This window comes from Algoriphagus aquatilis, from assembly GCF_042657405.1.
Taxonomy (GTDB): domain Bacteria; phylum Bacteroidota; class Bacteroidia; order Cytophagales; family Cyclobacteriaceae; genus Algoriphagus; species Algoriphagus aquatilis.
Genome location: NZ_JBHSKS010000010.1, coordinates 77,841 through 99,129, shown reverse-complemented (window position 1 = coordinate 99,129; position 21,289 = coordinate 77,841). Strand labels below are relative to the sequence as shown.

Genomic DNA, 21,289 nt, shown 5'->3' with positions numbered 1-21,289 from the left:
CTCAGGACTTTTTATTTACCAGCATGGCTGCACCTAAAGCAGAACCATTGGGGAAGTCGCTCGGGATAATTTCATGATCAGGCAGCTTGATTCGTAGCATTTCTAGAAAAATGGAATTCGCGTTGAACCCACCGTCTACAAAAATCCTTTGAACGGGCGCACCGTCTAGGACAAGCTGAAGGGAAGCTACTTGGATATCGGTCAGCTCATGGATAAAGGTATAGTAGGCCTCTTCAAAATCTGGAAAACTAGCCCAATCTGTTTGTCTTGCTCTTCCCAACCCGTAATCTTCCGGCTTTAGGTAGTGAAACCCGATTCGTTTTTGACCAAAGGAGGATACTTTTTCAAAAGTGGCTAGATCAAATTTCATCTTCTTGTAAGTGCCAAGAGGTAGATTCCAATGGGCATACATTTCGTCGACTTGATACTTATGTTCTTCCCCGATGAAGAGTCGGGAAATTTTGATCGGCTGGCCGGAAATGCTCAGGAATTGTAGGCAGTCTTTGGTCAATTCAGATTCCGAAAGCGGGGTTTTATTAAACGGATTGATGCTGATCGCCCAAGTGCCAGTAGAGAGGAGGGCAAAAGACTCTTTTTCCTGCTCCAGGTAAGGTAAAAGTGCACCTGAAGAATCATGGACTCCGATTCCACAAGGAATAGATCCGAGTTCTGGTTTTGTCTTTAGGAGTGTATCACCGGCAAGAATCGGTGGAAGTAGCGGTTCGATGCCTTCTTTTTTTACCCAGTCATGGTAATCCATCTTCTCAAAATCCCAGAGTCCCGTATGACAGCCGATACTTGTATAGTCAGAGACCATCTGTCCGGTGAAGATCGAGCTTAGGTATTGGGGCAGGTGAAGGCAGTACTTCACGTTCTTGAAATACTCAGGTTTGGCATGTTTCAAAAAATAAATCTGCAAGCCGGAGTTGAGCATGGCGAGTGGAGGAGAAGAGGTTTGTTGGCAAAAAGCCATCTTGCCTCCGTTTTCCTTGTAAAACTTTTCCAAAAGCTCTTCAGGATACGGCTTTAGGTAATCATACAAAGGTGTGACAGGCTCTCCCTGTTCATCAGTGTGAACAAAGGAGGCACCATGGCCTGAGAAATTGAGTTTTTTAATTTCAAATTCGGGAGAATTCAAGGCATCCAAAAAGGTCTGTATCATCCAAGTTCTCAGCGGTAGAATTGCTTCACTGTCAAATCCGTCCTCATCCGGAATTGGGTCAAAACGCGTGTAGGTATTAAATACTTCCTTCAGATTCTCATCAAAGAGGAAGAATTTTTTATTCGTTTTACCGATGTCAAAGACAGCGGTGACAGGGATTTTGGACATGAGGATTGAAGTATTGGCTCTGACTGACAACTACCAAGGGATGGATAAGAAAAGAGAGTCAGAATTTTTGGTCCGGACTCTCTTTTTGGGTTGGGTTAAAGTGACTTTCTGAGGGTCATCCGGAACGGATTTTTGATCGGGATTCGGTCCTCGATTCCCAGGATTTGCTCAGCGATGGATTTACCCATATGCTCAAAATCTGTCGAAATCGTGGTGATACCTTCGGCAAGGATTTCCTTTAGCGGCGTATCATTGTAGGAAATGACACCGACCTCTCTGCCTAGCTTGAGGAGTTGCTCTCGGGATTTTTTCACCAGATTGACTAAGTCAGACTCAGCCAGTACGATGTAGCAGTCACCTGCGTCCAGCGGCTCGTCGTCATCGACCCCGTCTACAATCAGATTTTTGAAATCATGGAAGAAGCAAAACCGCTTGAATCCGTCCATGATTTCCACCGGATAGAGTTCCCCTTTTGGAAACACCAAGATTAATCGCTGATACTTTTTGAGATGCGTAATTCCAGATTCCAACACCTCGAAAATGTCCTTGGCAAAATCCTGATAGACACCGGGAAATTCGTTTTCATGTCCTTTTACAGCTCTGTCTATGATCAGCAGTTTTTCCTTAGGAATTCTTTTGATTAGGTCATATGCTGTCTCAGGATGTCCGCCTTGGTCAAAGAAGTGAGGAGCAAGAACGTACTGATTGTAATTCCCTAGGTTTTGTTCTAGCAGGTCTTCCAGGAGATTTCTGTTGTAATGGTGAATGTATAGATCCACTGTAGCCTGAGGGCCAAGCGTGTCCAAAATGGAATAGTAGATGAGTTTTTTGTACGAGCTGAGTTTGTTGAAAAGCAGCAGGACTTTCACCTTGTGTTCCATTTTGGTAGAGGAGATGTAGAATCCTTTTCCTCGTACAGAAGAAATGATGCCACGGTCTCGTAGTTCGTTGTAGGCTTTCTCTACGGTGTCACGGGATAATAAAAAGTCAAAACTGGTCTCATTGATTGAGGGTATTCTGTCGCCGATTTTCAGTTTTCCTTTTTCAATATCCTCCAAGATCAAATTGACTACCTGGAGGTACTTCGGCGTGCGTGAATCCACGGCGATTTTTTCAGATTTGTCAAGAAGCATAGGTTACTGGGTTGTTGGGTATAGTGCTAAGGGTAATAGAGGGTATCGGTATTTACCGAGGGAAAGCTGCCGCCAGGCCGCCATCCACATTGAGCATATTTCCGGTGGACTTGGTCAAAAGGCCACCTACAAAAGCGAAAGCAGCATCAGCAATATCGCTGACTTTGACGCTTTCTTTGAGGAGTGTTCTGTTAGCATAATACTGTGGAAGTTCCTTGACATCGATGCCATAGGCTTTGGCTCGGTTTTCGGCCCAGCCACCTTCCCAGATATTGGAATTTTCGATCACAGCGTCTGGATTGACTACGTTTACCCTGATCTTGTCCTCGGCAAGTTCGGCTGCCATCAGTCTTGACATATGAAGTTGCGCAGCTTTTGCAGTTCCGTAAGCTACATTTTTCGGTCCCGCCACCAGTGCATTTTTACTTACCACATTGACAATATCTCCCCCAAGGCCTTGCTGACGCATCAGGTCAACTCCCACTTTGGATACATGGTATTGTCCCATCACCAGGATGTCGTTGAGTCTATCCCAATCGCTTTGGGTATGATCTTCGAAAGCTCGAGAAATGGAGATGCCGGCATTGTTAACCACGATATCAATTCCGCCAAATTTCAGACAGGTGACCTGGATGGCTTCTGCCAGACTTTCGGTATTGGTTACGTCAAGTCTTGCTCCAAGCACAGCGTCTTTTCCGTATTTCTTTTCAAATTCGGCTACAGCCCCATTGAGTCTTTCTTGGTCAATATCCGTGAGTACGACGCAAGCGCCTTCCTGTACGAATCTCTCAGCAATGCCTTTTCCGATCCCGCCTGCACTTCCTGTGATCAAGGCAATTTTTCTGGAAAGCGGTTTTTCTTTTGGCATTCTGGAAAGTTTTGCTTCCTCAAGTAGCCAATATTCAATGTCAAAAGCCTCCTGAAGCGGAAGGGAGACATACTCCGATACAGCCTCAGCACCTCGCATCACATTGATGGCATTGATGTAAAATTCGGAAGCTACACGGCTAGTTTGCTTGTCTTTGGCGTAGCTGAACATGCCTACTCCCGGCCAAAGGATCACTACCGGATTGGGGTCCCGCATCGCAGGACTATTGTGGTGTTTATGCTTTTGATAGTAATCGGCATACATCTCCCGATAGGCTTGGAAGGCAGTACCTATCTTTTCTTTCAAACCCTTCACATCGCTCAGATCTGCATCAGATGCCAAGTCCAAGACCAGAGGGCTAATTTTCGTGCGGAGAAAATGGTCAGGGCAAGAAGTGCCCATCGGAGCCAGTTTACCCAAATCATGGCTATTGATGAATTGAAGGACGGTGTCACTGTCATTGAAAGTACCTACCATTCGGCGCTCGGAAGAGGCAAGACCTCTCAAGATCGGAGCAAGTTTGGCAGCCTGAGTTTTTCTTTGGTCAGGAGAAAGTGATGATACTTTTTCACCACCAAATACAGGTCTTTTCTTACCATAGTTTTCAGCCAAATAGGCAGAAGCCATTTCGATCACCTCTAGGCTGTTCATATAGCATTCATAGGCAGTATCTCCCCAGGTGAAAAGTCCGTGGCCGCCGAGCATAATTCCTCTGATGCCAGGATTAGTATCCAAGGCTTCTTTCAGTTGCAGGCCTAGGTCAAATCCTGGCCGCTGCCACGGAACCCAAGCGATGGATCCTTTCCAAAGGTCTTTGGTGATTTGTTCTCCGTCTTTTGAAGCCGCAATGGCAATCGCTGCATCGGGATGCAGGTGGTCAATGTGTTTGAATGGTAAAAAACCATGAAGGGGAGTGTCGATAGACGGTGCCTTGGAAGCAAGGTCATAAATGCAATGGTTGAACAATTCTACCATCTCATCTTCAAACTCGATTCCTCTGTATATTCCTTTCAGAGACCGTAATTTATCCACGTAAAGCCCTGCCAAACCTGAACGTGTCATCGTGCCGATATCACCACCTGAACCTTTGATCCACATCACTTCGACGGGCTCTTTGGTCAGGGGATCCAACTCGATGGTTTTACAGGAAGTATTTCCTCCTCCGTAATTGGTGATTCTGAGATCTGCTCCGAGTATGTTGGAGCGGTAAATTAAAAGGTCGACTTCATTTCCTGCCAGGGTAGCCGCTTTGGCCTCGTCCCAGAGGTAGCTTACATAGTTAAAACTCATAATCGGTGTATTCATACGTGCAGGTCTACTGGTTATACCATGAATTTCTATGAAAACAGGGCATTCGGTATCCTGTAGTGTCTTGAGTGAAGAGATTTTTGATTGATTTTTTAAATGAGTCCAAAATGGTTTCTTTGGCACAAGGACTATCTACTGCTAAAGTGTATTTTCCTAATCACTTTTCCCAGAATAATATGTGTAAACTAGTCAAAAAATCATCTGACAGGGCAGGATAGGGCGGGTGAGTTTGTTTAGTTTATTCAACCCAAAATAAATTCTATGAGCAGCATCGGACTAGTAAAGAAACTGGTCGCCCAGACCAATGAGTTTGAGAGAACTCCTATACCGGATGACCAACTGAAGGGAAATAAAAGTTTCTTGGGCATGTATGCCGGTGAGCATACGGCAGGTACTGAATTTGTAATTGGGCCTTTGTTTGTCGCACATGGGGTAGGAGCTATAGATTTGGTGCTTGGCTTACTGATAGGTAATCTGCTTGCCGTGCTGAGTTGGGGATTGATTACTGCGCCGATTGCCACAGCCAAGCGAATGACGCTCTATTATCAATTGGAGCGGATAGCAGGGAAAAATCTGGTACGCTGGTACAATCTGGTCAATGCCTTGATGTTTTGTTTTTTGGCGGGGTCGATGATTGCGGTTTCTGCTACCGCAGTTGGGATTCCTTTTGATTTGGAAATGCCCATGCTGAATGATTGGCTGCCCCGTACGCCCGGATGGATTATCACAGTCTTATTGATGGGAGCGGTGATTACGTTGGTAGCTATTCAAGGATATAATCAGGTGTCCAAATTTGCCAATGTGATGTCGCCTTGGATGATATTGGTCTTTTTTGCTGCGGCGATTGTAGGCTTGGCCCAACTCGGGGTAGGTTCGGCAGAAGAACTAGTTACAATCGCTCAGGAAGTGATTTGGAATGGTGTTCCACTTCCGGGAATGTCTCGGTTTACGATCTGGCACATCATCTTTTTTGCTTGGTTTTGTAATATGGCCATGCATATCGGCATGTCAGACTTAACCATTTTAAGGTATGCCAAGTCCTGGACTTCTGGATTCACAGTTTTTGTAGGGGTATATTTGGGCCATTTTGTAGCTTGGATAGCTTCAGGGATTTTGTACGCAGTGTTTCTTCAGGCAAATACTGGTTCACAGGAATTTGCGCCCGGACAAATTGCCTATCAGACCTTGGGGATTGCGGGTGCGGTTTGTGTGATTATCGCAGGATGGACTACTGCCAATCCAACGATTTACCGAGCCGGATTGGCTCTGCAGGGAATTTTCCCATATGTCCCCACTTGGAAAATTACCGCCATCGTAGGCGGAATCACGAGTTTGGCTGCATGTTTTCCAGCTTTGGTAATGAAGTTGTTGGACTTTGTAGCGCTTTACGGATTACTCTTGATGCCAATGGGTGCTGTGATTTTTGCCGATTTCTATTTTGCTAAAAAGATGGGCTTTCGTTCTGAAGCTGCTCTTGTCACCAAGTCAAATTTCAACTTGCCTGCCTTGCTCAGTTGGGTGCTTACACTGGTTTTTTGTCTTGGTCTAAATCTGTTTTACGGAGTAGAAATCTTCTTCCTAGGGCTCCCCGGATGGTTTGTAGCCGTAGCCATTTTTGTAACCTTATCCAAAATGAAATACCCATTGACTAAATCACTTGCCAAATGAAAAGTGTGTTGAAACTTGCCTCTGTGATCGGATTAATGTTTTCAATTGTTCCTCCTGTGCTTTTCTTTCTAGGCAATATGGAGCTTGACACCATGAAGCTTTGGATGGGAATCGGGATGCTGGCTTGGATGGTGACTGCGCCGTTTTGGATCAATAAGCAGGAAGACAGAAGACCGAAGACGGAAGGAAATTGACCAAATTCAATGACCAATTATCAATGACCAAATTCAATGATCAATTTTCAAGGATCTCTGGTCGGGATCTAATTTTCCAATAAAACTTCATTTCCTTACCCTATGAATACCGACTTTCACGCCCGATCACTTTTCTTGCTATCCGAACAGCTTGACTCAAAAGGAATAAATCCAGCTGACCTCGTCTCCCGGATTTCTGCATTTCAGATTGCAGTACCAAGTTGGGCTTTGGGAGCGGGCGGGACGCGTTTTGGGAGGTTTTCAATTGGTGGCGAACCCAGAAACTTGGAAGAAAAGCTGGAGGATATCGGACTTCTGTCCAAACTGACCAAGCGAACAGATGCGGTTTCCCTGCATATTCCCTGGGATATTCCAAAGGATACCGAGGCAGTAAAGCAAAAAGCAGCAAGTCTGGGGATCGGCTTTGACGCGATGAACAGCAATACCTTTCAGGATTATGGGCAGCCGCTTTCTTATAAGATGGGTTCGCTCAGCAATGCGGATGCAGCCGTACGTGCTCAAGCAGTGGAGCATAACCTTCAGGTGATTGAGATTGGAAAAAGTCTCGGAAGTAAAGGGCTGACGGTTTGGCTGGCGGATGGAAGTAACTTTCCGGGGCAGGCCCATATCCGAAAAGCGTTGCAATGGACTACAGATTCGTTAAAGGAAATTTATGCTGGAATGCCCGATGATTGGAAACTTTTGTTGGAATACAAGCCTTATGAACCTAATTTCTATCACACCGTGATTCCCGATTGGGGTACCTCAGCGCTGATTTGTAGGCAATTGGGAGATCGGGCAAAAGTATTGGTTGATTTGGGGCATCACTTACCCAATACCAATATTGAGCAGATAGTGGCTACCCTCATGCATCAGAATCTACTTGCTGGCTTCCACTTCAATGACAGCAAATACGGTGACGATGATCTGAGCACCGGAAGTATTAAGCCGTATCAGTTGTTTTTGATCTTCTGCGAACTGATCGGTGGAGCGGCTGAAGGGGCCCAAGCGTGGGATTCCATTTCCTGGATGATCGATGCAAGCCACAATACCAAAGATCCGCTCGAGGATTTGATTCAGGCACTAGAAGCCATTTCTCAGGCTTATGCCAAGGCTCTTTTGGTGGACCGTGAAAAATTGACTCAATGCCAAAATGAAGGAGATGTGGTGGGGGCTCAGGAAGTGCTACAAGAAGCGTTTTTGACAGATGTCAGACCCTTAGTCCGAGAGGCCCGAATCCAGAGTGGAGGAGAATGGGATCCCTTGGCTTTTTACAGAAAAGAAAAAATAAGAGAGGGATTGATTGCTAAGCGAGGTAAAAATTCGCAGGCGAGTGGATTGTGATGTTTTAGGTGGCTTTGCACAGTTGCGGATTTCATAGCAAATGACTATTGATATACTGAAAAAGTTGATTCGAAGGATAATGTTAAACTAATCAATTCACCTATCATTGACCAAAACTTCTGCTGTATCAGGTTTTTTATTTTCAGTGGGCTTGATGGATCCAAATATATCTTCCTTCCTTAAATGTAATTAGCCCACCACCAACTTCTTCTTTTCGAACGACAATCGCTGGGTTATCGAGTTTGACTTCTCTGCCACCAATGATTTCATCGTCTTCAATCACGATTTCATATGTTTCAGAGTCATAAACAAGTCCCCAATAGTCAACCCAATTAAAATCAGTCAAATGAGCAAATAGCTCTCCAAAGCCAATTTTTATTTTCTCACTAGTTTCTCCGTGAGTAATTACTATTCCTGAAGTTTCATTTTTTCTATTAAAGACCGCTTGGTCGAGTTTTCCGTCACCGTTTAAATCCGCGATTAATGTATCCGTTAAATTGAAGGTGGTTACTTTTTTGAATTCGGAACTCAAACCTTGATTTGCATATTCAGTCGTTTCATTTAAGTTTTGTTCTGGTTCTTCTTTGTCTTTAATATCAACCCTGTCCTTCTCCGATGAAATTTCCTGTTGAGACTCCTTGTTAGAATTGGACTGATCACAACTCGTTAAAATCAGAAAATTCAATACATAGATTAGATATTTCATTGTCGTTTTTGCTAACTATTAACTCACTTATAAAGCTCATAGAAGTTCCCCGGTGTAATCACCTTAAAGCTTGAATTTGGATACGTTTCGGGGAATTCCGCCGGAAACTTTCCTGTAGCTCCTTCTGCATACTTGAATTCGAAGCAGGTCAGGTGCCCGTCTTTCTCTTCAATGTAGTCGATCTCCTTTTGGTCATAGGTCCTCCAAAAGTAGGTATTGATAAATCTTCGATGGTTTTGGTTGAATTTGATCCGTTCGGTGATGCAGAAGTTTTCCCAAAGGCCTCCCGCATCTGTTCGGAGATTCAATTCATTGAAGTTGCGGATTACTGCATTTCGGATTCCCACATCGTAGAAGTAGATTTTTTGGCTTTTGGCCAGTTCCTTCCGGAGGTTACGGCTGAAGGAGTGCAGTCGGAAGATCACAAAGGATTTTTCCAGCAGCTCCAAGTAGCGCTTGACCGTGTGCACATTCGTTCCGGTGATTTGCGCCAGCTCATTCAGTGAAGACTCGCTTCCGGTCTGCAAGGCAATCGCCGCCAAAAGCTTGAACAGCAAGTCCGGCTTTTTGATTTGCTCAAACTGGAAAAGGTCTTTGTACAGGTAGTTGGAAGAGATTTCGGCGAGTTCTTCGATTTTGTCATCTCCAATGCTAGTAAAGACTTGTGGATAGAGTCCGAATCTCAGGAAGTTGGGCAGATTGGCTTTGATCTGAATGGGATTGAGCGACTGTCCGATTTCTTCGAGGGAAAAAGGCAGCAGCAGAAACTGACGCGATCTGCCGGTCAGTGGCTCGGAGACCATTCCCGAAAGTTCAAAGCTGGAAGAGCCTGTGGCGATAAATTGAACATGCGGAAAGGTGTCCACCAGTACTTTCAATACCAAACCGATGTTTGCGATATGCTGGGCTTCATCAAAAATGATCAATTCGCGATTTCCGATAAATTCCGCCAAAAGTCCCGAATTAGTCGTGGACAGGGCGTCTTTGTATTCCTGAAGCTCACAGTTGATGTAAGCCGATTTTTCAGAAAACTTCCCAAGCAGGTGTTTCACCAAGGTGGTTTTCCCGGTTCTTCTGGCGCCATAGAGGATCAGAACTTTACCTTTGAAAAGCTGATCTTCGAGTTGGGCGATAATGGTTCGGGATACTTGCACGAGTTTGTTTGATCTAAATTCATTAATCTAACTTCACAAATTTAGCTTAATTTATGAATTCAACTTCACAAATTTGGCTAAATTCATGAAGTGAACTTCATAAATTTCAATTAATTTGTGAAGTTGGGACTTTTTGAATAATGAAAAAGGTTGGATTCGGACTTTTGAGCGGATTGGTTTAACTTCCTCATTCCCAAAATCAATCCACTATGAAAAACTCCTTTTTGTTAATCCTTTTAGCACTTGCGGCATGTTCCGCACCACAATCTCAGGAATCCCTTGAGCAGGAATTCATAACTATTGGTTCGGTCGAGCGACTCGATTCAGCTCTGAATAGATTAATTCCTACGGGTGCCGAAATCGAAGTGTTGGCTTCCGGTTTTGAATGGGCAGAAGGTCCGCTTTGGCTGGAGGAGCAGCAGGCGGTAATTTTCACGGATGTGCCTACCAATACAATCTGGAAATGGACGGAAAAAGACAGTCTATCGCTTTACTTGAGTCCTTCAGGATACTTAGGTGATCGGACAGACAAGCGCGAACCCGGAGCCAATGGCTTGGCCTTGGATGCTTCTGGAAACCTGATTTTGTGTCAACACGGAGAGCGGCAGGTCGGCAAAATGTTGGCTTCGCTTGATACTCCAGAATCTGATTTTGAAGGGTTGGCTACCAATTATGAGGGTAAGCGGTTCAACAGTCCAAATGATCTGGTATTCAATTCCCGAGGGCAGCTCTTTTTCACCGATCCTCCCTATGGCATGGATCCTTGGGATGAGAAGCAGTTGGATTTTCAAGGGGTTTATCGACTGGATCCCGATGGGAAAGTTAATTTGCTGATAGACACACTTTCCCGTCCCAATGGAATCGCGCTCAGTCCCGATCAAAAGACGCTTTACATTGCTCAATCAGATCCAGATAAAGCCAGATATTATGCCTTTGACCTGGATGAGAGCGGAAATGTGATTTCGGGAAAAATCCTTTTTGATGCCACTTCATTACAGGGTGAATCCCGAAAAGGCCTCCCAGATGGATTGAAAGTTCACTCTGGTGGAACCCTCTTTGCCACAGGTCCGGGAGGCGTGTTGGTGATCAGCCCGGAGGGAAAACATATCGGAACTATCCTGACCGAAAACGGCACGGCAAACTGTGGGTTTGATGCCGACGAAAAATACCTCTACATGACGGCAGATGCTTTTCTGATGAGGATTAAGTTAAAATGAGAAAGCTTAATTCTGAAAAATGTTGGGATGCGAGGGAGCTGGGAAGTATGGAGGTCGGACGTTATGCTGCTTCTAGTGAAGCAGCATAACGTCAACCATTTTATCTTAAAGTTTCGGTAAAGTCCAAGGCTCACGATATTCTGGAAGGATCAATTTGTTTGCTTCATTATTGCCGATAAACTGTCTTTTTGCGTCATCCCAAATCAATTGTTCGGCACCTATTCGGGCAGCGATATTTGGGATATGGGCATGCAGCGCGGCCAGTCTCCCAGCCTCGGGTGGGCAGGAGGGTTGGTTTCTGGTTTTGATGCAATCCACAAAATTAGCCACATGTAGGTTATGGGATTCGGTAGTTCCTTCCAGTTTCTTGACTTCACATTTTGCCGCTTTGGCGGTTCCGTCCCACTCAGGATAGATTTCATAGCCACTTCGATTGACGACTAATGTGCCTAATTCACCCACATAGGCGATTCCGTATGGTTTGTTGTATGGCCCACTTTGCAAGCCTCCGTTCATGTCGTAGTTGATCAGAAAATCCTTTTTTGGGAAAAGCACATTCATCGTGTCAAAAGTATCCCGGTCGCGGTTTTCTTTGTTTACATTTTTGGCATAGGTCAGTACGGTGGAGGGCGCAGCGGGATTTTCCTCTACCCAGATGGCCATGTCCAGCAGATGTACTCCCCAGTCAGACATCAATCCTCCTCCGTAATCCCAAAAGTGCCTCCAACTGCCATGGAAACGGTTGGGATTAAAGTCCCGCTTGGGTGCAGGGCCGAGCCAAAAATCATAATCTACGCCCTGGGGCGTGGGTGTGGCAGGTTTAACCTCATTGCCCAGCCCATAATTGAAGTTTGACCAGATGTTTACCTTACGGATTTTGCCAAGATGGCCACTTTTGACGAATTCCCTGGATTCAATAAAGGCTTGGCCGGCTCGCTGCTGTTGGCCTACTTGCATAATCCGCCCGTAGTTGGCAGCTGCCTGAGTCATTAAGTCGCATTCTCCGATGGAATTGGCCATGGGTTTTTCCACATAGACATCTTTCCCCGCTTGACAGGCGGCTACGGCAATCAAGCAGTGCCAGTGATCCGGTGTGCCGATGATGACTGCATCGAGATCTTTTTTCTCCAATAATTTCCGGAAATCTGTATACCGTTCAGGTTTTTTCCCTGTGGCTTCTTCCACCTCTTTGATTCGCTTATCGAGCACATTTTGGTCCACGTCACAAATGGCGACACATTCTACTTCCGGCAAGGCTAGGTGGTGGCGGAGTATCCCAAATCCCATATTGTTGGCGCCGATGAGGGCCACGCGAATCTGCTCATTTGGGGAGATTTTCTGTCTGGCTTGAAGTAGGGAGGGGGAGAGCCAAAGGCCGCCTGCGATCAGACTTGACTGTTTCAGAAATGATCTTCGATCGTTCATATAGGAAGATGGGAAGTGTGATGAAATTTAAATTAGGTGAATTTTCGGTAAAGAGTAACTCCTTGAAAATATTTAACTGACTAATGTCAGTCTTTTGATCATTGATTTTGAAAAATGTGTATAACTCAGAAGTTTTAGTGGATATCCTGTGATTTTACCGCAAAAAATTAGGGGAAAAATTGTGGGAAAGTTTTGATTTGAAAAATTGGAAACAGTCTGAAAATCAGCCAACTTTAATCCCATCAAGTAAGAGATAAAAGGCCGGGTGTAAGATCTCGGACCGAAGTTTGACAGATTGAGATCAGGCGCAAAGGGGAGTTTTTCGAAAGAGAAATTTCTGAGACGGGAAACCGCAGAAGTGCCAAAAAAGATGAGCTGAGTTTGAGTTTCTCCTTGGAGAAATCAGATTTCCGGGCACGAAGGATCGGGAAAGAAATTTCACGGTTGAAAGGGGTAACTCCAGAAATGCACAAACGGATTCATCAGCGCTTGGAGCCTTCGGGCGAAAGGTAAAATCATCTGGCACAAAGGAACGGCTGCTCAAATGCAGCAGTTTGAAACGGACCACCGCAGAAGTGCTATCACGATCGGCCCAAGAGTTTGCCGTCGGGCAGATTCAGGATACCGGGCATGAAGGGGCTTTCCGAAAGGAAGGTCTGAGAAGGGCAACCGCAGAAATGCAACAAGGTATCTGAAAATTGGGACATGCTCTTCGGAGCTGCTGCAGACTGTCGGTTTTGACTCGGGTAACTGGGGAGAGCCGAATAACTGTAGCTTGAGGTGAGTTGAGGACTATGGTTTTCAAGTCATCAAATGGGAAGCTTTCGTCAAGAAATGCTTCCCATTTCTGTTTTTAGGCAAGCTGATTTTTATCGGGGATCACATTCTCTTCCCCACTGAAACCATTCTTCCGGCGCCTTTGCTACAAATTTCCCTTGGGTAAATTCTATGCGATCAGGGGCATTGGGTTCACTTGAACTTTTAGATGAAAGAAAAAACTCCAGTTCAAATACTCCGTGGATTTCTTTTTTATTAGAATCATAATGCGTTAACTGGAAATAGCTTTCCCTTAATTCAGAATCCAACTTATAATACGTACTCCCTGCATCATAACCTATAGAAGTGGCGTAGTATGGTCGTCCATATTGTCCCACAGTATTTGCGGAATTTGGATCATTTTGAGATGTATTTTTGAGTAATTCTTGAGCTGACTGGATTTCAGTGGTGGGAAGAATAAAACCCAAATCTAACATTCGTTGAAAGTAACCACTCTCGTCATAAGCAGTAAAGCCGAATCCAAGCGGAATAATTGAATTATCAGGTGAACAGGTAATTTGTTTTTGCAAATAAAACCTTATTGGAGACTTCCATTCTTCTCCGTTGAAAAGTACGGTCATTTCTCCATTAAAGTTCCCCTTATCGGGTTCACCATCTTCTTGATTACAGGAAAGAAAGGCACCTGCTATAATCAGTATAATAATTAACTTTTGCATAGTTAGTTTTTAATAAATCGCAGGTGAATAATTTCATTTAAGGAGTTTTGATAGCTGAATAAATATACTCCTGGTTTTAATTTATCGACAGAAAGGGTTATTCGTCGTTCATTTTGTGATTCAACACTGATTTCAGAGGTTACGATTGTGCGATTTTTTACATCTGTAACTTCAAAGAAATAGAATCCATCTCCTCTATCAGAAGATTTAATTGTTATCTTATCCGAGGTAGGATTTGGAAACAGAATTACATCATTGTTCAGATTTTCACCAACATCTTCTAAATCGCCTAAATCAGGACAGACAGTACATCCTCCTCCAAGGAAATCGTTTTGAACAGTTCTATACGCAGTAAATGTTGAGTTGTTTTGGTCAGTGACCACCAGCATAACCTCTAAATTTTGGTTTGTGGGCATGGTGGTAGTCAAGGTTGTTCCGTTTCCTGCGAAGTAGTATCCTGAGCCGTTATTTAATTGCCAGCTTGTGGAATATGGGGCTATGCCACCTTGAATGTTTGGACTGAAATTAAGTGTTTGACCATTTCCTGCTGTCCCAGGCCCAAGGATAGAAGCCCACAATGCGGGAATTGAAAATCTGAAAGCTTCGACTGTTGGGCCATTTAAATTAATGTTACGATTATTGTTTGATACATTAACAACTCCTGTTGGTTCGCCATTATGAGTGCGGAATGGATTAGAAAAATGAAGTACTCTGGTGTAATTAGGGCCAAATTGAGGTTGAACGCCCATTATTGATCGCTAATGGTTACGTCTTGGGAAAGAACCTGAAATCCAAAGGTGTGCATGTGCATCTCCCGGTGTAGGATCATTATCATGTCTTGCACCCAATAAATGACCGATTTCATGAACGATTGTGTAGTTTGCAATACCAGCACTTATTTGTGATATACCATACGCATTGGGTTCTAAAGGACCAATTTCACTTACTCTACCGGCAACAGTCCCGTAATTTTGGCTATCTGTTAATAGCATTACTATGTCAGCTTCATTATTATCTCGTAATTGTTGCGCGTTTATATTGTTAGTTAATGCGTTAACATCAAAAACTATATCGTTTGATTCATTAAAATTAAGTGGTAACACTCCAGCAAGATCTAAAGCTACCAAAGTGTTACTGTTAATTACAGCAGTTTGCCATTGGGCAAGTGCCGTATTTGCCATATTTACTAGGTTTTGTCCTGAATTTGCCGCAGCGGGAGTAAATAGGAAGAGTACTCTCACTACGGCCGAAGTGTTGGCTATCCGATTGTTCTGATCTCCGGTTTCACTAGAAACTTTAGTAGTAGGCTTAAAGTCATTTTCTTTAGAATTTGAATCTTTACTCATTGAATGTGGCTGTTCACATTCTAATAAGTTTATCTTCTCCATATCATAATCTAACAATATCGCTTGTCCATCAGGTAAGTGCTGAATCTCAAAAGACTGATTACCAGTAGAAATGTGTCCGGATACTTCTCCTTTTGTGGATGAAAGGACAATTTGACTATTTTCGCCTTCTCCTATCCACATTGATGCTTCGGAATTGCGTTGCCCCATTATCTTTCTGGAAACAATATTTTTATCTAATCCAGGAATTGTAATGGAGATTTCATCACGACCCATGAGGTCATCAATATTTACAATGTCAATTAAAGTAACGGAATTGAGGTAATCTAAATTTTTTAATTTTTCAAGCTGGTTCTTATCCAGCTGTGAAAGATTGCTTTCCGATAATCTTGACCTTGAAATTAAGGATGGAGTATCTTTCTTTTGGGCATTTGCCAGGAATGCGAAAGCAAAAACCAGCAACAAGGATAGGTAAATGTTTTTTATAGTATTGAGCTGTTAAAAGTTTGTTTAAATAGGTTAATTAAAAACTAGTTACTCATTTATTTTTAAATTCAAAAAAAAAATCATTCTTTTTTAAAATTTATATCATTGTCAATCAAGTGTTTTAGAGAGTCATCGCAACAATTTCATCGGATCTTTCTATTACCTCAATTAGTCAATTCGATAACTTTTAACGGCATTGTGCTACCAAAAGGTTTTTCGTTCAATTAAAGGCGATGCTGATTCAAGTAATGATTGTCGCAAGGCTATTTTTAGAGAAAAAAGTATAGCAGGCTGAAATTTTGGTTTGTCCTTCCTAATTTCTGAAAAAATCTAAAACTATGCCTTTTCGCCTGCTGATTATTCTGATCCTACTCGTAAGCTTTTCCTGCAATAACGCAGAAGAAAAATCCAATGATTCACCTCCAAACGTCATCTTCATCCTTGCCGATGACTTGGGGTATGGGGATCTTGGTTTCCTCGGTCAGTCATACATCGAGACCCCAAATATTGACCGGTTGGCTAGAGAAGGAATGTTTTTCACGAATCATTATTCCGGAGCGCCGGTTTGTGCACCTTCCCGTTCTGCACTCATCACAGGATTACATACAGGTCACACTCCAGTAAGAGGCAATTTTGAGGTTCAACCCGAAGGACAATATCCCATGCCGGATACACTTCTGACATTGAGTAAGATTTTCCAACAAGCAGGTTATGTCACAGGAGCCTTTGGGAAATGGGGGTTGGGTTTTGTCGGTACTTCAGGTGATCCAAGCAAGCAGGGATTTGAGCAGTTTTACGGATACAATTGTCAGCGCTATGCACATCGCTACTACCCGGCGTACCTTTGGGAAAATCAAACCAAGGTAAACCTCCCCGGGAATGACTGGACGAATAAAGTCACTTATGCCCCTGATCTGATTCAGGAAAAGACCTTGGCTTTTATTGAGGCAAATCAGAATAATCCCTTTTTTCTCTTCATGCCCATTGTGATGCCACATGCCGAACTGGCGGCACCGGACGATGCCATTTTTCAAAAGTATCGGGCAAAGTTTGGCGAGGAAAAAGCACACATTGCTCCAAAAGGGGGAGATTATGGTCCGGATATGCTGATTCCTGGTTATCAGTCCACGGATCATCCGAGAGCAACTTTTGCCGCTATGGTGGAGCGTACGGATCGCTACGTTGGAGAGGTTATGGCCAAATTGGAAGAATTAGGGCTCAGTAAAAACACCATTGTGATCTTTACCTCTGACAACGGGGCTCATTTCGAAGGTGGGACGGATTACGATTTCTTTGACAGCAATGGGCCTTTTCGAGGATTAAAAAGGGATCTATATGAAGGAGGGATTCATGTACCAATGATCGTCAAATGGCCGGGTAAAGTAAAGGCGGGAAGCCAATCGGATCATGTTTCCGCTTTTTGGGATTGGTTGCCCACCTTTGCAGAGATGCTGGGTGAAAAATCACCAGAAGGAATCGATGGGATTTCATTTTTACCTTCTCTTTTGGGTAAAGGCAAGCAATCCAAACATGACCATTTGTATTGGGAGTTTCATGAGTTGGGAGGAAGGCAGGCTGTACTTAAAGACGGCTGGAAATTGGTAAAGTATCAAGTGAAAGAACCGGCAAAACTGACAGTCGAACTCTTTGATTTGTCATCGGATCCAGCAGAAAGTAAAAATCTGGCTTCTGAGAATCCCCAAAAAGTGGCTGAATTGGAAAAGCTGATCCAAGAAGCCCATATGCCAAATCCGGTTTTTAGGTTTTTTACTCGCCAATAAGATTTGGATCAATCTTTTTTTTCGAGCTGATCGATGATGGAAATTAACTCAAGTTCCAAGGTAGGAATGATGTGATCGACTCCACCCCAAACAGCCCAAAGATCGACTCCAATATAATCGTGAATGAGTTTATCTCTCATTCCAGCAATTTTCTTCCATTCAATTTGAGGATGTTTTTCACGAAGTTCGAAGGGTAATTTTTTGGTTGCTTCACCAATTATCTCAAGATTTCTGATTACCGCATCCTGAACAACGGGCTTTTGTAGAAAATCAGATTCTGTAAATCCATGCGTATACTCTTTGATTTTCTCAATACAAGAAAGAATATGTTGGAGATATAGTAATGGATCTTTTTTCATTCTATAAAATCCTGATTAAATCATTTTCTATGATTGGCTTAAGGGGAGGATGAATCGATTTTTGAGTTATCAAGTCAACTTTTAAACCTAATAATTCAGAAAGTTCTTGCTCAAGACCAATCAGATCGATGAGATTCACATTTCCCTCGAAATCGATCAAAATGTCTAGGTCAGAATCCTCCGAGTGATCTCCTCTGGCATATGACCCAAAAACACCGATAAATTTGGGGTGAAATTTGTATGCAGTTTTCTTGATTATTTCTCGTTGTTTCTCTGAGATAGCCATATTTGAATTAGTCAATCCTATATCTATTCAAAAGTTAAGGAATTACTATTTAAAAACTAAAAACGGGAGCCCGAAAGCTCCCGTCTTATTACCCAATCATTTACTTATTACCCTATAAGTATTTTGAATCTAGGACTTCAACTATATTTAACTATCCTTCTGTGACCTGCTCAAGGAAATTATTTCCAATCCCATGCTACGATGGCCCAGGATTGAGTATGATCCTCAAACTCATCGATCACCTCAAAACCTACTCTGCGATGTGCGGCTAAAGAGCGATGATTGCTCAGGGCGATTTCGGTGATGGCAAAGGAATATTTCTCTGAGAAGGCATTTTTGTAAGCCAGGTAGAGTTGATCAAAAAGTCCTTTCCCCCGTTGGTTTTTCCCTACGCAAACTTGTCCAATGACCAGATATTCGTATTCTGAAACTGATTTTCCTCTGTAAAGAAGTTGGTCAAATTGGCCGAACATAGGGATCAATACAGGGATGAGATTTCGGGAAGCTTTGGTCATTGCCAGGATGTATCCTACTACCTCATTTTCATATTTTGCGATGATGTGTGGGGCGATTTTGTTCAATTCTTCCAATTGCTCAAACGAATGTCTCACTGTCACAAACCCCTGACTTTTTTTCTCCTCAAGACTCAAAGTAGTTAGATGGTTTTCCAGCTGTAAGTCCAAGATCCCTTGAAGATCTTCGGTCGATGAGGCATGCGTAATCTGTATCATGGGTAGTGTTTAGATCAGTCCGATTCGAAAATACCCGATTTTTTCATGACAAAAATCTTATCTGACCGATTATCCCAAGTAGGATGGATATAGGTTCTTTTTGGCTAGTTTTAGGATTAATCAACCCCTAGCGATTATGAAATATTACTATGCTGTTTGGACTCTTTTGTTTGCCTTGTTTGGTTATTGGCAAATCAACGATCCTGATCCCGAAGTTTGGGTGAGTATCTATGCGGTAGCAATGATTTTCGCTCTTCTTGGTTTTCGAGGTATTTTCCCCAAAATCCCATTGACTGTAGTTGTTGTTCTGTGCATTCTCGGAGCTATTTACATGTTTCCCGGTGGTGTGGGAGATTGGATTTCGGATGAATGGGCCCAAAAAGACCTTACCATGAAGACTCCTCAAATGGAGGAAAATCGGGAAACCTTCGGACTACTTACCATTGCTTTAGGACTCAGTCCAGCTTTGTTTAGAGCTTGGAGAAAGTAAAAAATAATTACAGTTGAAATACAGTTGAAATACAGTTGAAATACAGTTGAAATACAGTTGAAATACAGTTGAAATACAGTTGAAATACAGTTCGTTCGTTGGATGAAATAAGGGTTTACATGGATTTCAAGAAGTATTTCCAAGGTATTTCTACCTACGATGGAGGAAATATTTCAACTGTGTTTCCAATTATTTCTAGCTTCTATAAATCAATTTCCTCTAACATCAAACCCATAAACCTCATGAAAAAAATCATCACCCTGTTACTCGCCATGACTTTGGCCGTCGTCACCTTTGCCCAACAGGGCATCAAGTCCAAGTACTTCGAAATGCGAACCTATACCGTTCATGAAGGAAAAATGCCAGACCTGATCCAGCGTTTTCAAAATCATACCCTGAAGCTTTTCAAGAAGAACGGAATTGAAAATGTGGCTTACTTCCTTTCTGAAGAACAGCCTGACAAGCAGTTGACGTTTATTTTGGGTTACCCAGATCAGGCCTCAAGAGATATTCTATGGAACAAGTTTGCCAACGATCCGGAATGGGTTGCCGCTTACAAAGCCTCAGAAGCAAATGGACCTTTGGTTCAAAAAGTAGATCAGGTGTTCATGGTTTGGGCGAATAACTTGAATGATAACAAAAAGCCAAAGCCAAGCGGAATCTTTCAGTTGAGAACGTACTACTGCTTCCCTGGTAAAATCGAAAATATTCAAACCCGATTCCGTGACCATACTCAGGACTTATTTGAAAAGCAGGGATTGAAAAATTATCCATACTGGTTAACGGTAGAAAAGGACGGCAGCCAGCCAAAGCTAGTTTACCTATTGGGACATGATTCCAAAGATGCTTTTAATGCCGCATTTGATCGATTCAGAGTAGATCCTGACTGGGTCAAAGCTCGAGACGAGTCTGAAGCTCCAGGTAAAATCGTCGAAAAGGTGGTTGGGGTCTTCTATACCGCTCTGCCTTTTTCTCCGATGAAATAGAGTTTAGTGTGTTCAGTGGTCGACGTTCGATATTCATCAGTCGATACTCGATATTTCCAAAATCCATTCAAGTTATTTTCGAGAGAAACAATCAAATGAAGCCACTCTGGATCGATCAGGGTGGCTTCTTTTGTTACTTGGGTAGCACTTTTTTGTAATTCTTCGTTTCAATGGTAATTGGATAAATTTGACTTGATGCAAAAAGTGTTTTTCTTAATTCTATTCTGCACCCTCTTTCTTTCCTGTCGCGAAAATGACGGGCCCACTACTTGTGCGGTGGCAGACCCTGTAAATGACCTGGCTTGGATTCAACAGGGGATCAAGGAATTGGAAAACACAAGCTTGATCGAATACTCGTATTTAGTACAGGCTACCTACAAAGGGGAGACCGTATTCTTCTTTGGTTCCTGTTGCCCCTTCTGCAAGTTTGCATTGGTGATTCTGGATTGCCAGGGAAAGGCAATTTACGGTTCTATCAGTACGGCGGACCTTATCGATCAAAAAGTAATCTGGAAACCCGCTAATTCGGTTTGTGATTTGGATTAGCCTTTTGTGACTTACTCCATGGGATGTAGCCTTTGAAATTGTATTTTCTTTTTTCTTTAATCAAAACTTCACTGATTATGAAATCATTTCTGCTTGTTTTGCTGAGTTCGGTCTTACTTTTTGGCTGTTCAGACAGCGAAAATCCTACAACTTGTGGAGTCGAGAATCCATTGAAGGATTTGGCTTGGCTTAAACAGGAAATCGAAAATGCCGGAGGTCCTAACAGCTCAGAATATTCCTTTTTGATGCAGGCGAGCTATCAGGGTCAGACGGTTTTTTTCTTTGGATTTTGTAATCCTCTCTGGAATTATGCCACGATATACCAAGACTGTCAGGGTAATCGGATATCCGGTGAAATAACCTTTGCTGATTTATCCAACCAAAAAGTAATCTGGAAACCTGCCAATTCGGTTTGCACATTTTCTTAACGGATCTTCT

22 protein-coding genes are annotated in these 21,289 nt (G+C 43.1%); 10 read left to right on the top strand and 12 right to left on the bottom strand.

The genetic code is table 11. The features are described 5' to 3' along the window. Position 1: 1 nt before the first annotated feature. The 3 genes from ACFPIK_RS13155 to ACFPIK_RS13145 all read right to left on the bottom strand — a co-directional run bounded on the left by ACFPIK_RS13155 (position 2) and on the right by ACFPIK_RS13145 (position 4,636). The gene (locus ACFPIK_RS13155; RefSeq protein WP_377916008.1) at positions 2–1,330 is read right to left on the bottom strand and encodes an FGGY-family carbohydrate kinase; all 1,329 of its coding nucleotides are present in this window, start codon (positions 1,328–1,330) and stop codon (positions 2–4) included. Positions 1,331–1,425: 95 nt separating this feature from the next. Continuing rightward, complete coding sequence (locus ACFPIK_RS13150; RefSeq protein WP_377916006.1) at positions 1,426–2,463, bottom strand: GntR family transcriptional regulator; 1,038 nt, start codon at positions 2,461–2,463, stop codon at positions 1,426–1,428. A 52-nt stretch (positions 2,464–2,515) separates the two neighbouring features. Further along, the gene (locus ACFPIK_RS13145; RefSeq protein ID WP_377916004.1) at positions 2,516–4,636 is read right to left on the bottom strand and encodes a bifunctional aldolase/short-chain dehydrogenase; all 2,121 of its coding nucleotides are present in this window, start codon (positions 4,634–4,636) and stop codon (positions 2,516–2,518) included. A 264-nt stretch (positions 4,637–4,900) separates the two neighbouring features. Here ACFPIK_RS13145 and ACFPIK_RS13140 point away from each other — a divergent pair, with 264 nt between their 5' ends. The 3 genes from ACFPIK_RS13140 to ACFPIK_RS13130 all read left to right on the top strand — a co-directional run bounded on the left by ACFPIK_RS13140 (position 4,901) and on the right by ACFPIK_RS13130 (position 7,845). Further along, positions 4,901–6,307: a purine-cytosine permease family protein gene (locus tag ACFPIK_RS13140; protein WP_377916002.1), complete on the top strand. Its 1,407-nt coding sequence runs from the start codon at positions 4,901–4,903 to the stop codon at positions 6,305–6,307. After that, positions 6,304–6,501 carry a hypothetical protein gene (locus tag ACFPIK_RS13135; RefSeq protein WP_377916000.1) on the top strand — a complete coding sequence of 66 codons (198 nt, stop codon included), beginning with the start codon at positions 6,304–6,306 and terminating at the stop codon, positions 6,499–6,501. The genes ACFPIK_RS13140 and ACFPIK_RS13135 overlap by 4 nt, the downstream gene beginning before the upstream one ends. 102 nt (positions 6,502–6,603) lie before the next feature. Next, the gene (locus ACFPIK_RS13130) at positions 6,604–7,845 is read left to right on the top strand and encodes a sugar isomerase (RefSeq protein WP_377915998.1); all 1,242 of its coding nucleotides are present in this window, start codon (positions 6,604–6,606) and stop codon (positions 7,843–7,845) included. A 142-nt stretch (positions 7,846–7,987) separates the two neighbouring features. Here ACFPIK_RS13130 and ACFPIK_RS13125 read toward each other — a convergent pair whose 3' ends face one another. After that, on the bottom strand, positions 7,988–8,551 hold the full coding sequence (locus ACFPIK_RS13125) for a hypothetical protein (RefSeq protein ID WP_377915996.1): 564 nt from the start codon (positions 8,549–8,551) through the stop codon (positions 7,988–7,990). 23 nt (positions 8,552–8,574) lie between these two features. Next, the gene (locus tag ACFPIK_RS13120; RefSeq protein WP_377915994.1) at positions 8,575–9,705 is read right to left on the bottom strand and encodes an ATP-binding protein; all 1,131 of its coding nucleotides are present in this window, start codon (positions 9,703–9,705) and stop codon (positions 8,575–8,577) included. 209 nt (positions 9,706–9,914) lie between these two features. Between ACFPIK_RS13120 and ACFPIK_RS13115 the strand changes: the two genes are divergently transcribed. Beyond that, positions 9,915–10,922: an SMP-30/gluconolactonase/LRE family protein gene (locus ACFPIK_RS13115; protein WP_377915992.1), complete on the top strand. Its 1,008-nt coding sequence runs from the start codon at positions 9,915–9,917 to the stop codon at positions 10,920–10,922. Positions 10,923–11,027: 105 nt separating this feature from the next. Here the strand turns inward: ACFPIK_RS13115 and ACFPIK_RS13110 are convergent, their stop codons facing one another. Then, positions 11,028–12,347 (bottom strand): Gfo/Idh/MocA family protein, encoded by a 1,320-nt coding sequence (locus ACFPIK_RS13110; protein ID WP_377915990.1) that lies wholly within the window; start codon positions 12,345–12,347, stop codon positions 11,028–11,030. Between the two features lie 554 nt (positions 12,348–12,901). On the opposite strand from ACFPIK_RS13110, the gene ACFPIK_RS13105 reads away from it, so the two are divergent. After that, positions 12,902–13,042, top strand: a complete 141-nt coding sequence (locus ACFPIK_RS13105) for a hypothetical protein (RefSeq protein WP_377915988.1) — start codon at positions 12,902–12,904, stop codon at positions 13,040–13,042. A 174-nt stretch (positions 13,043–13,216) separates the two neighbouring features. On the opposite strand, the gene ACFPIK_RS13100 is transcribed toward ACFPIK_RS13105, so the two are convergent. From ACFPIK_RS13100 to ACFPIK_RS13090, 3 genes are read right to left on the bottom strand one after another with little or no spacing between them, the layout of a single operon-like run. Further along, the gene (locus tag ACFPIK_RS13100; RefSeq protein WP_377915986.1) at positions 13,217–13,840 is read right to left on the bottom strand and encodes a hypothetical protein; all 624 of its coding nucleotides are present in this window, start codon (positions 13,838–13,840) and stop codon (positions 13,217–13,219) included. Between the two features lie 2 nt (positions 13,841–13,842). Continuing rightward, on the bottom strand, positions 13,843–14,589 hold the full coding sequence (locus tag ACFPIK_RS13095) for a T9SS type A sorting domain-containing protein (RefSeq protein WP_377915984.1): 747 nt from the start codon (positions 14,587–14,589) through the stop codon (positions 13,843–13,845). Positions 14,590–14,598: 9 nt separating this feature from the next. Then, a complete protein-coding gene (locus ACFPIK_RS13090; protein ID WP_377915982.1) occupies positions 14,599–15,651 on the bottom strand; it encodes a M12 family metallo-peptidase in 1,053 nt (350 codons plus the stop codon). Positions 15,652–16,010: 359 nt separating this feature from the next. Between ACFPIK_RS13090 and ACFPIK_RS13085 the strand changes: the two genes are divergently transcribed. After that, a complete protein-coding gene (locus ACFPIK_RS13085; protein ID WP_377915980.1) occupies positions 16,011–17,453 on the top strand; it encodes an arylsulfatase in 1,443 nt (480 codons plus the stop codon). 8 nt (positions 17,454–17,461) lie between these two features. On the opposite strand, the gene ACFPIK_RS13080 is transcribed toward ACFPIK_RS13085, so the two are convergent. The 3 genes from ACFPIK_RS13080 to ACFPIK_RS13070 form a co-directional block, all read right to left on the bottom strand. Continuing rightward, positions 17,462–17,812 carry a HepT-like ribonuclease domain-containing protein gene (locus ACFPIK_RS13080; RefSeq protein WP_377915978.1) on the bottom strand — a complete coding sequence of 117 codons (351 nt, stop codon included), beginning with the start codon at positions 17,810–17,812 and terminating at the stop codon, positions 17,462–17,464. A gap of 1 nt (position 17,813) precedes the next feature. Further along, positions 17,814–18,098 carry a nucleotidyltransferase family protein gene (locus tag ACFPIK_RS13075; RefSeq protein WP_377915976.1) on the bottom strand — a complete coding sequence of 95 codons (285 nt, stop codon included), beginning with the start codon at positions 18,096–18,098 and terminating at the stop codon, positions 17,814–17,816. 179 nt (positions 18,099–18,277) lie between these two features. Further along, complete coding sequence (locus ACFPIK_RS13070; protein WP_377915974.1) at positions 18,278–18,829, bottom strand: GNAT family N-acetyltransferase; 552 nt, start codon at positions 18,827–18,829, stop codon at positions 18,278–18,280. A gap of 136 nt (positions 18,830–18,965) precedes the next feature. Here ACFPIK_RS13070 and ACFPIK_RS13065 point away from each other — a divergent pair, with 136 nt between their 5' ends. The 4 genes from ACFPIK_RS13065 to ACFPIK_RS13050 all read left to right on the top strand — a co-directional run bounded on the left by ACFPIK_RS13065 (position 18,966) and on the right by ACFPIK_RS13050 (position 21,279). After that, positions 18,966–19,319 (top strand): transmembrane 220 family protein, encoded by a 354-nt coding sequence (locus tag ACFPIK_RS13065; protein ID WP_377915972.1) that lies wholly within the window; start codon positions 18,966–18,968, stop codon positions 19,317–19,319. A gap of 242 nt (positions 19,320–19,561) precedes the next feature. Continuing rightward, complete coding sequence (locus ACFPIK_RS13060; protein WP_377915970.1) at positions 19,562–20,305, top strand: NIPSNAP family protein; 744 nt, start codon at positions 19,562–19,564, stop codon at positions 20,303–20,305. A 195-nt stretch (positions 20,306–20,500) separates the two neighbouring features. Next, positions 20,501–20,851: a hypothetical protein gene (locus ACFPIK_RS13055; protein WP_377915968.1), complete on the top strand. Its 351-nt coding sequence runs from the start codon at positions 20,501–20,503 to the stop codon at positions 20,849–20,851. A gap of 77 nt (positions 20,852–20,928) precedes the next feature. Continuing rightward, a complete protein-coding gene (locus tag ACFPIK_RS13050) occupies positions 20,929–21,279 on the top strand; it encodes a hypothetical protein (RefSeq protein WP_377915966.1) in 351 nt (116 codons plus the stop codon). Positions 21,280–21,289: the final 10 nt, after the last annotated feature.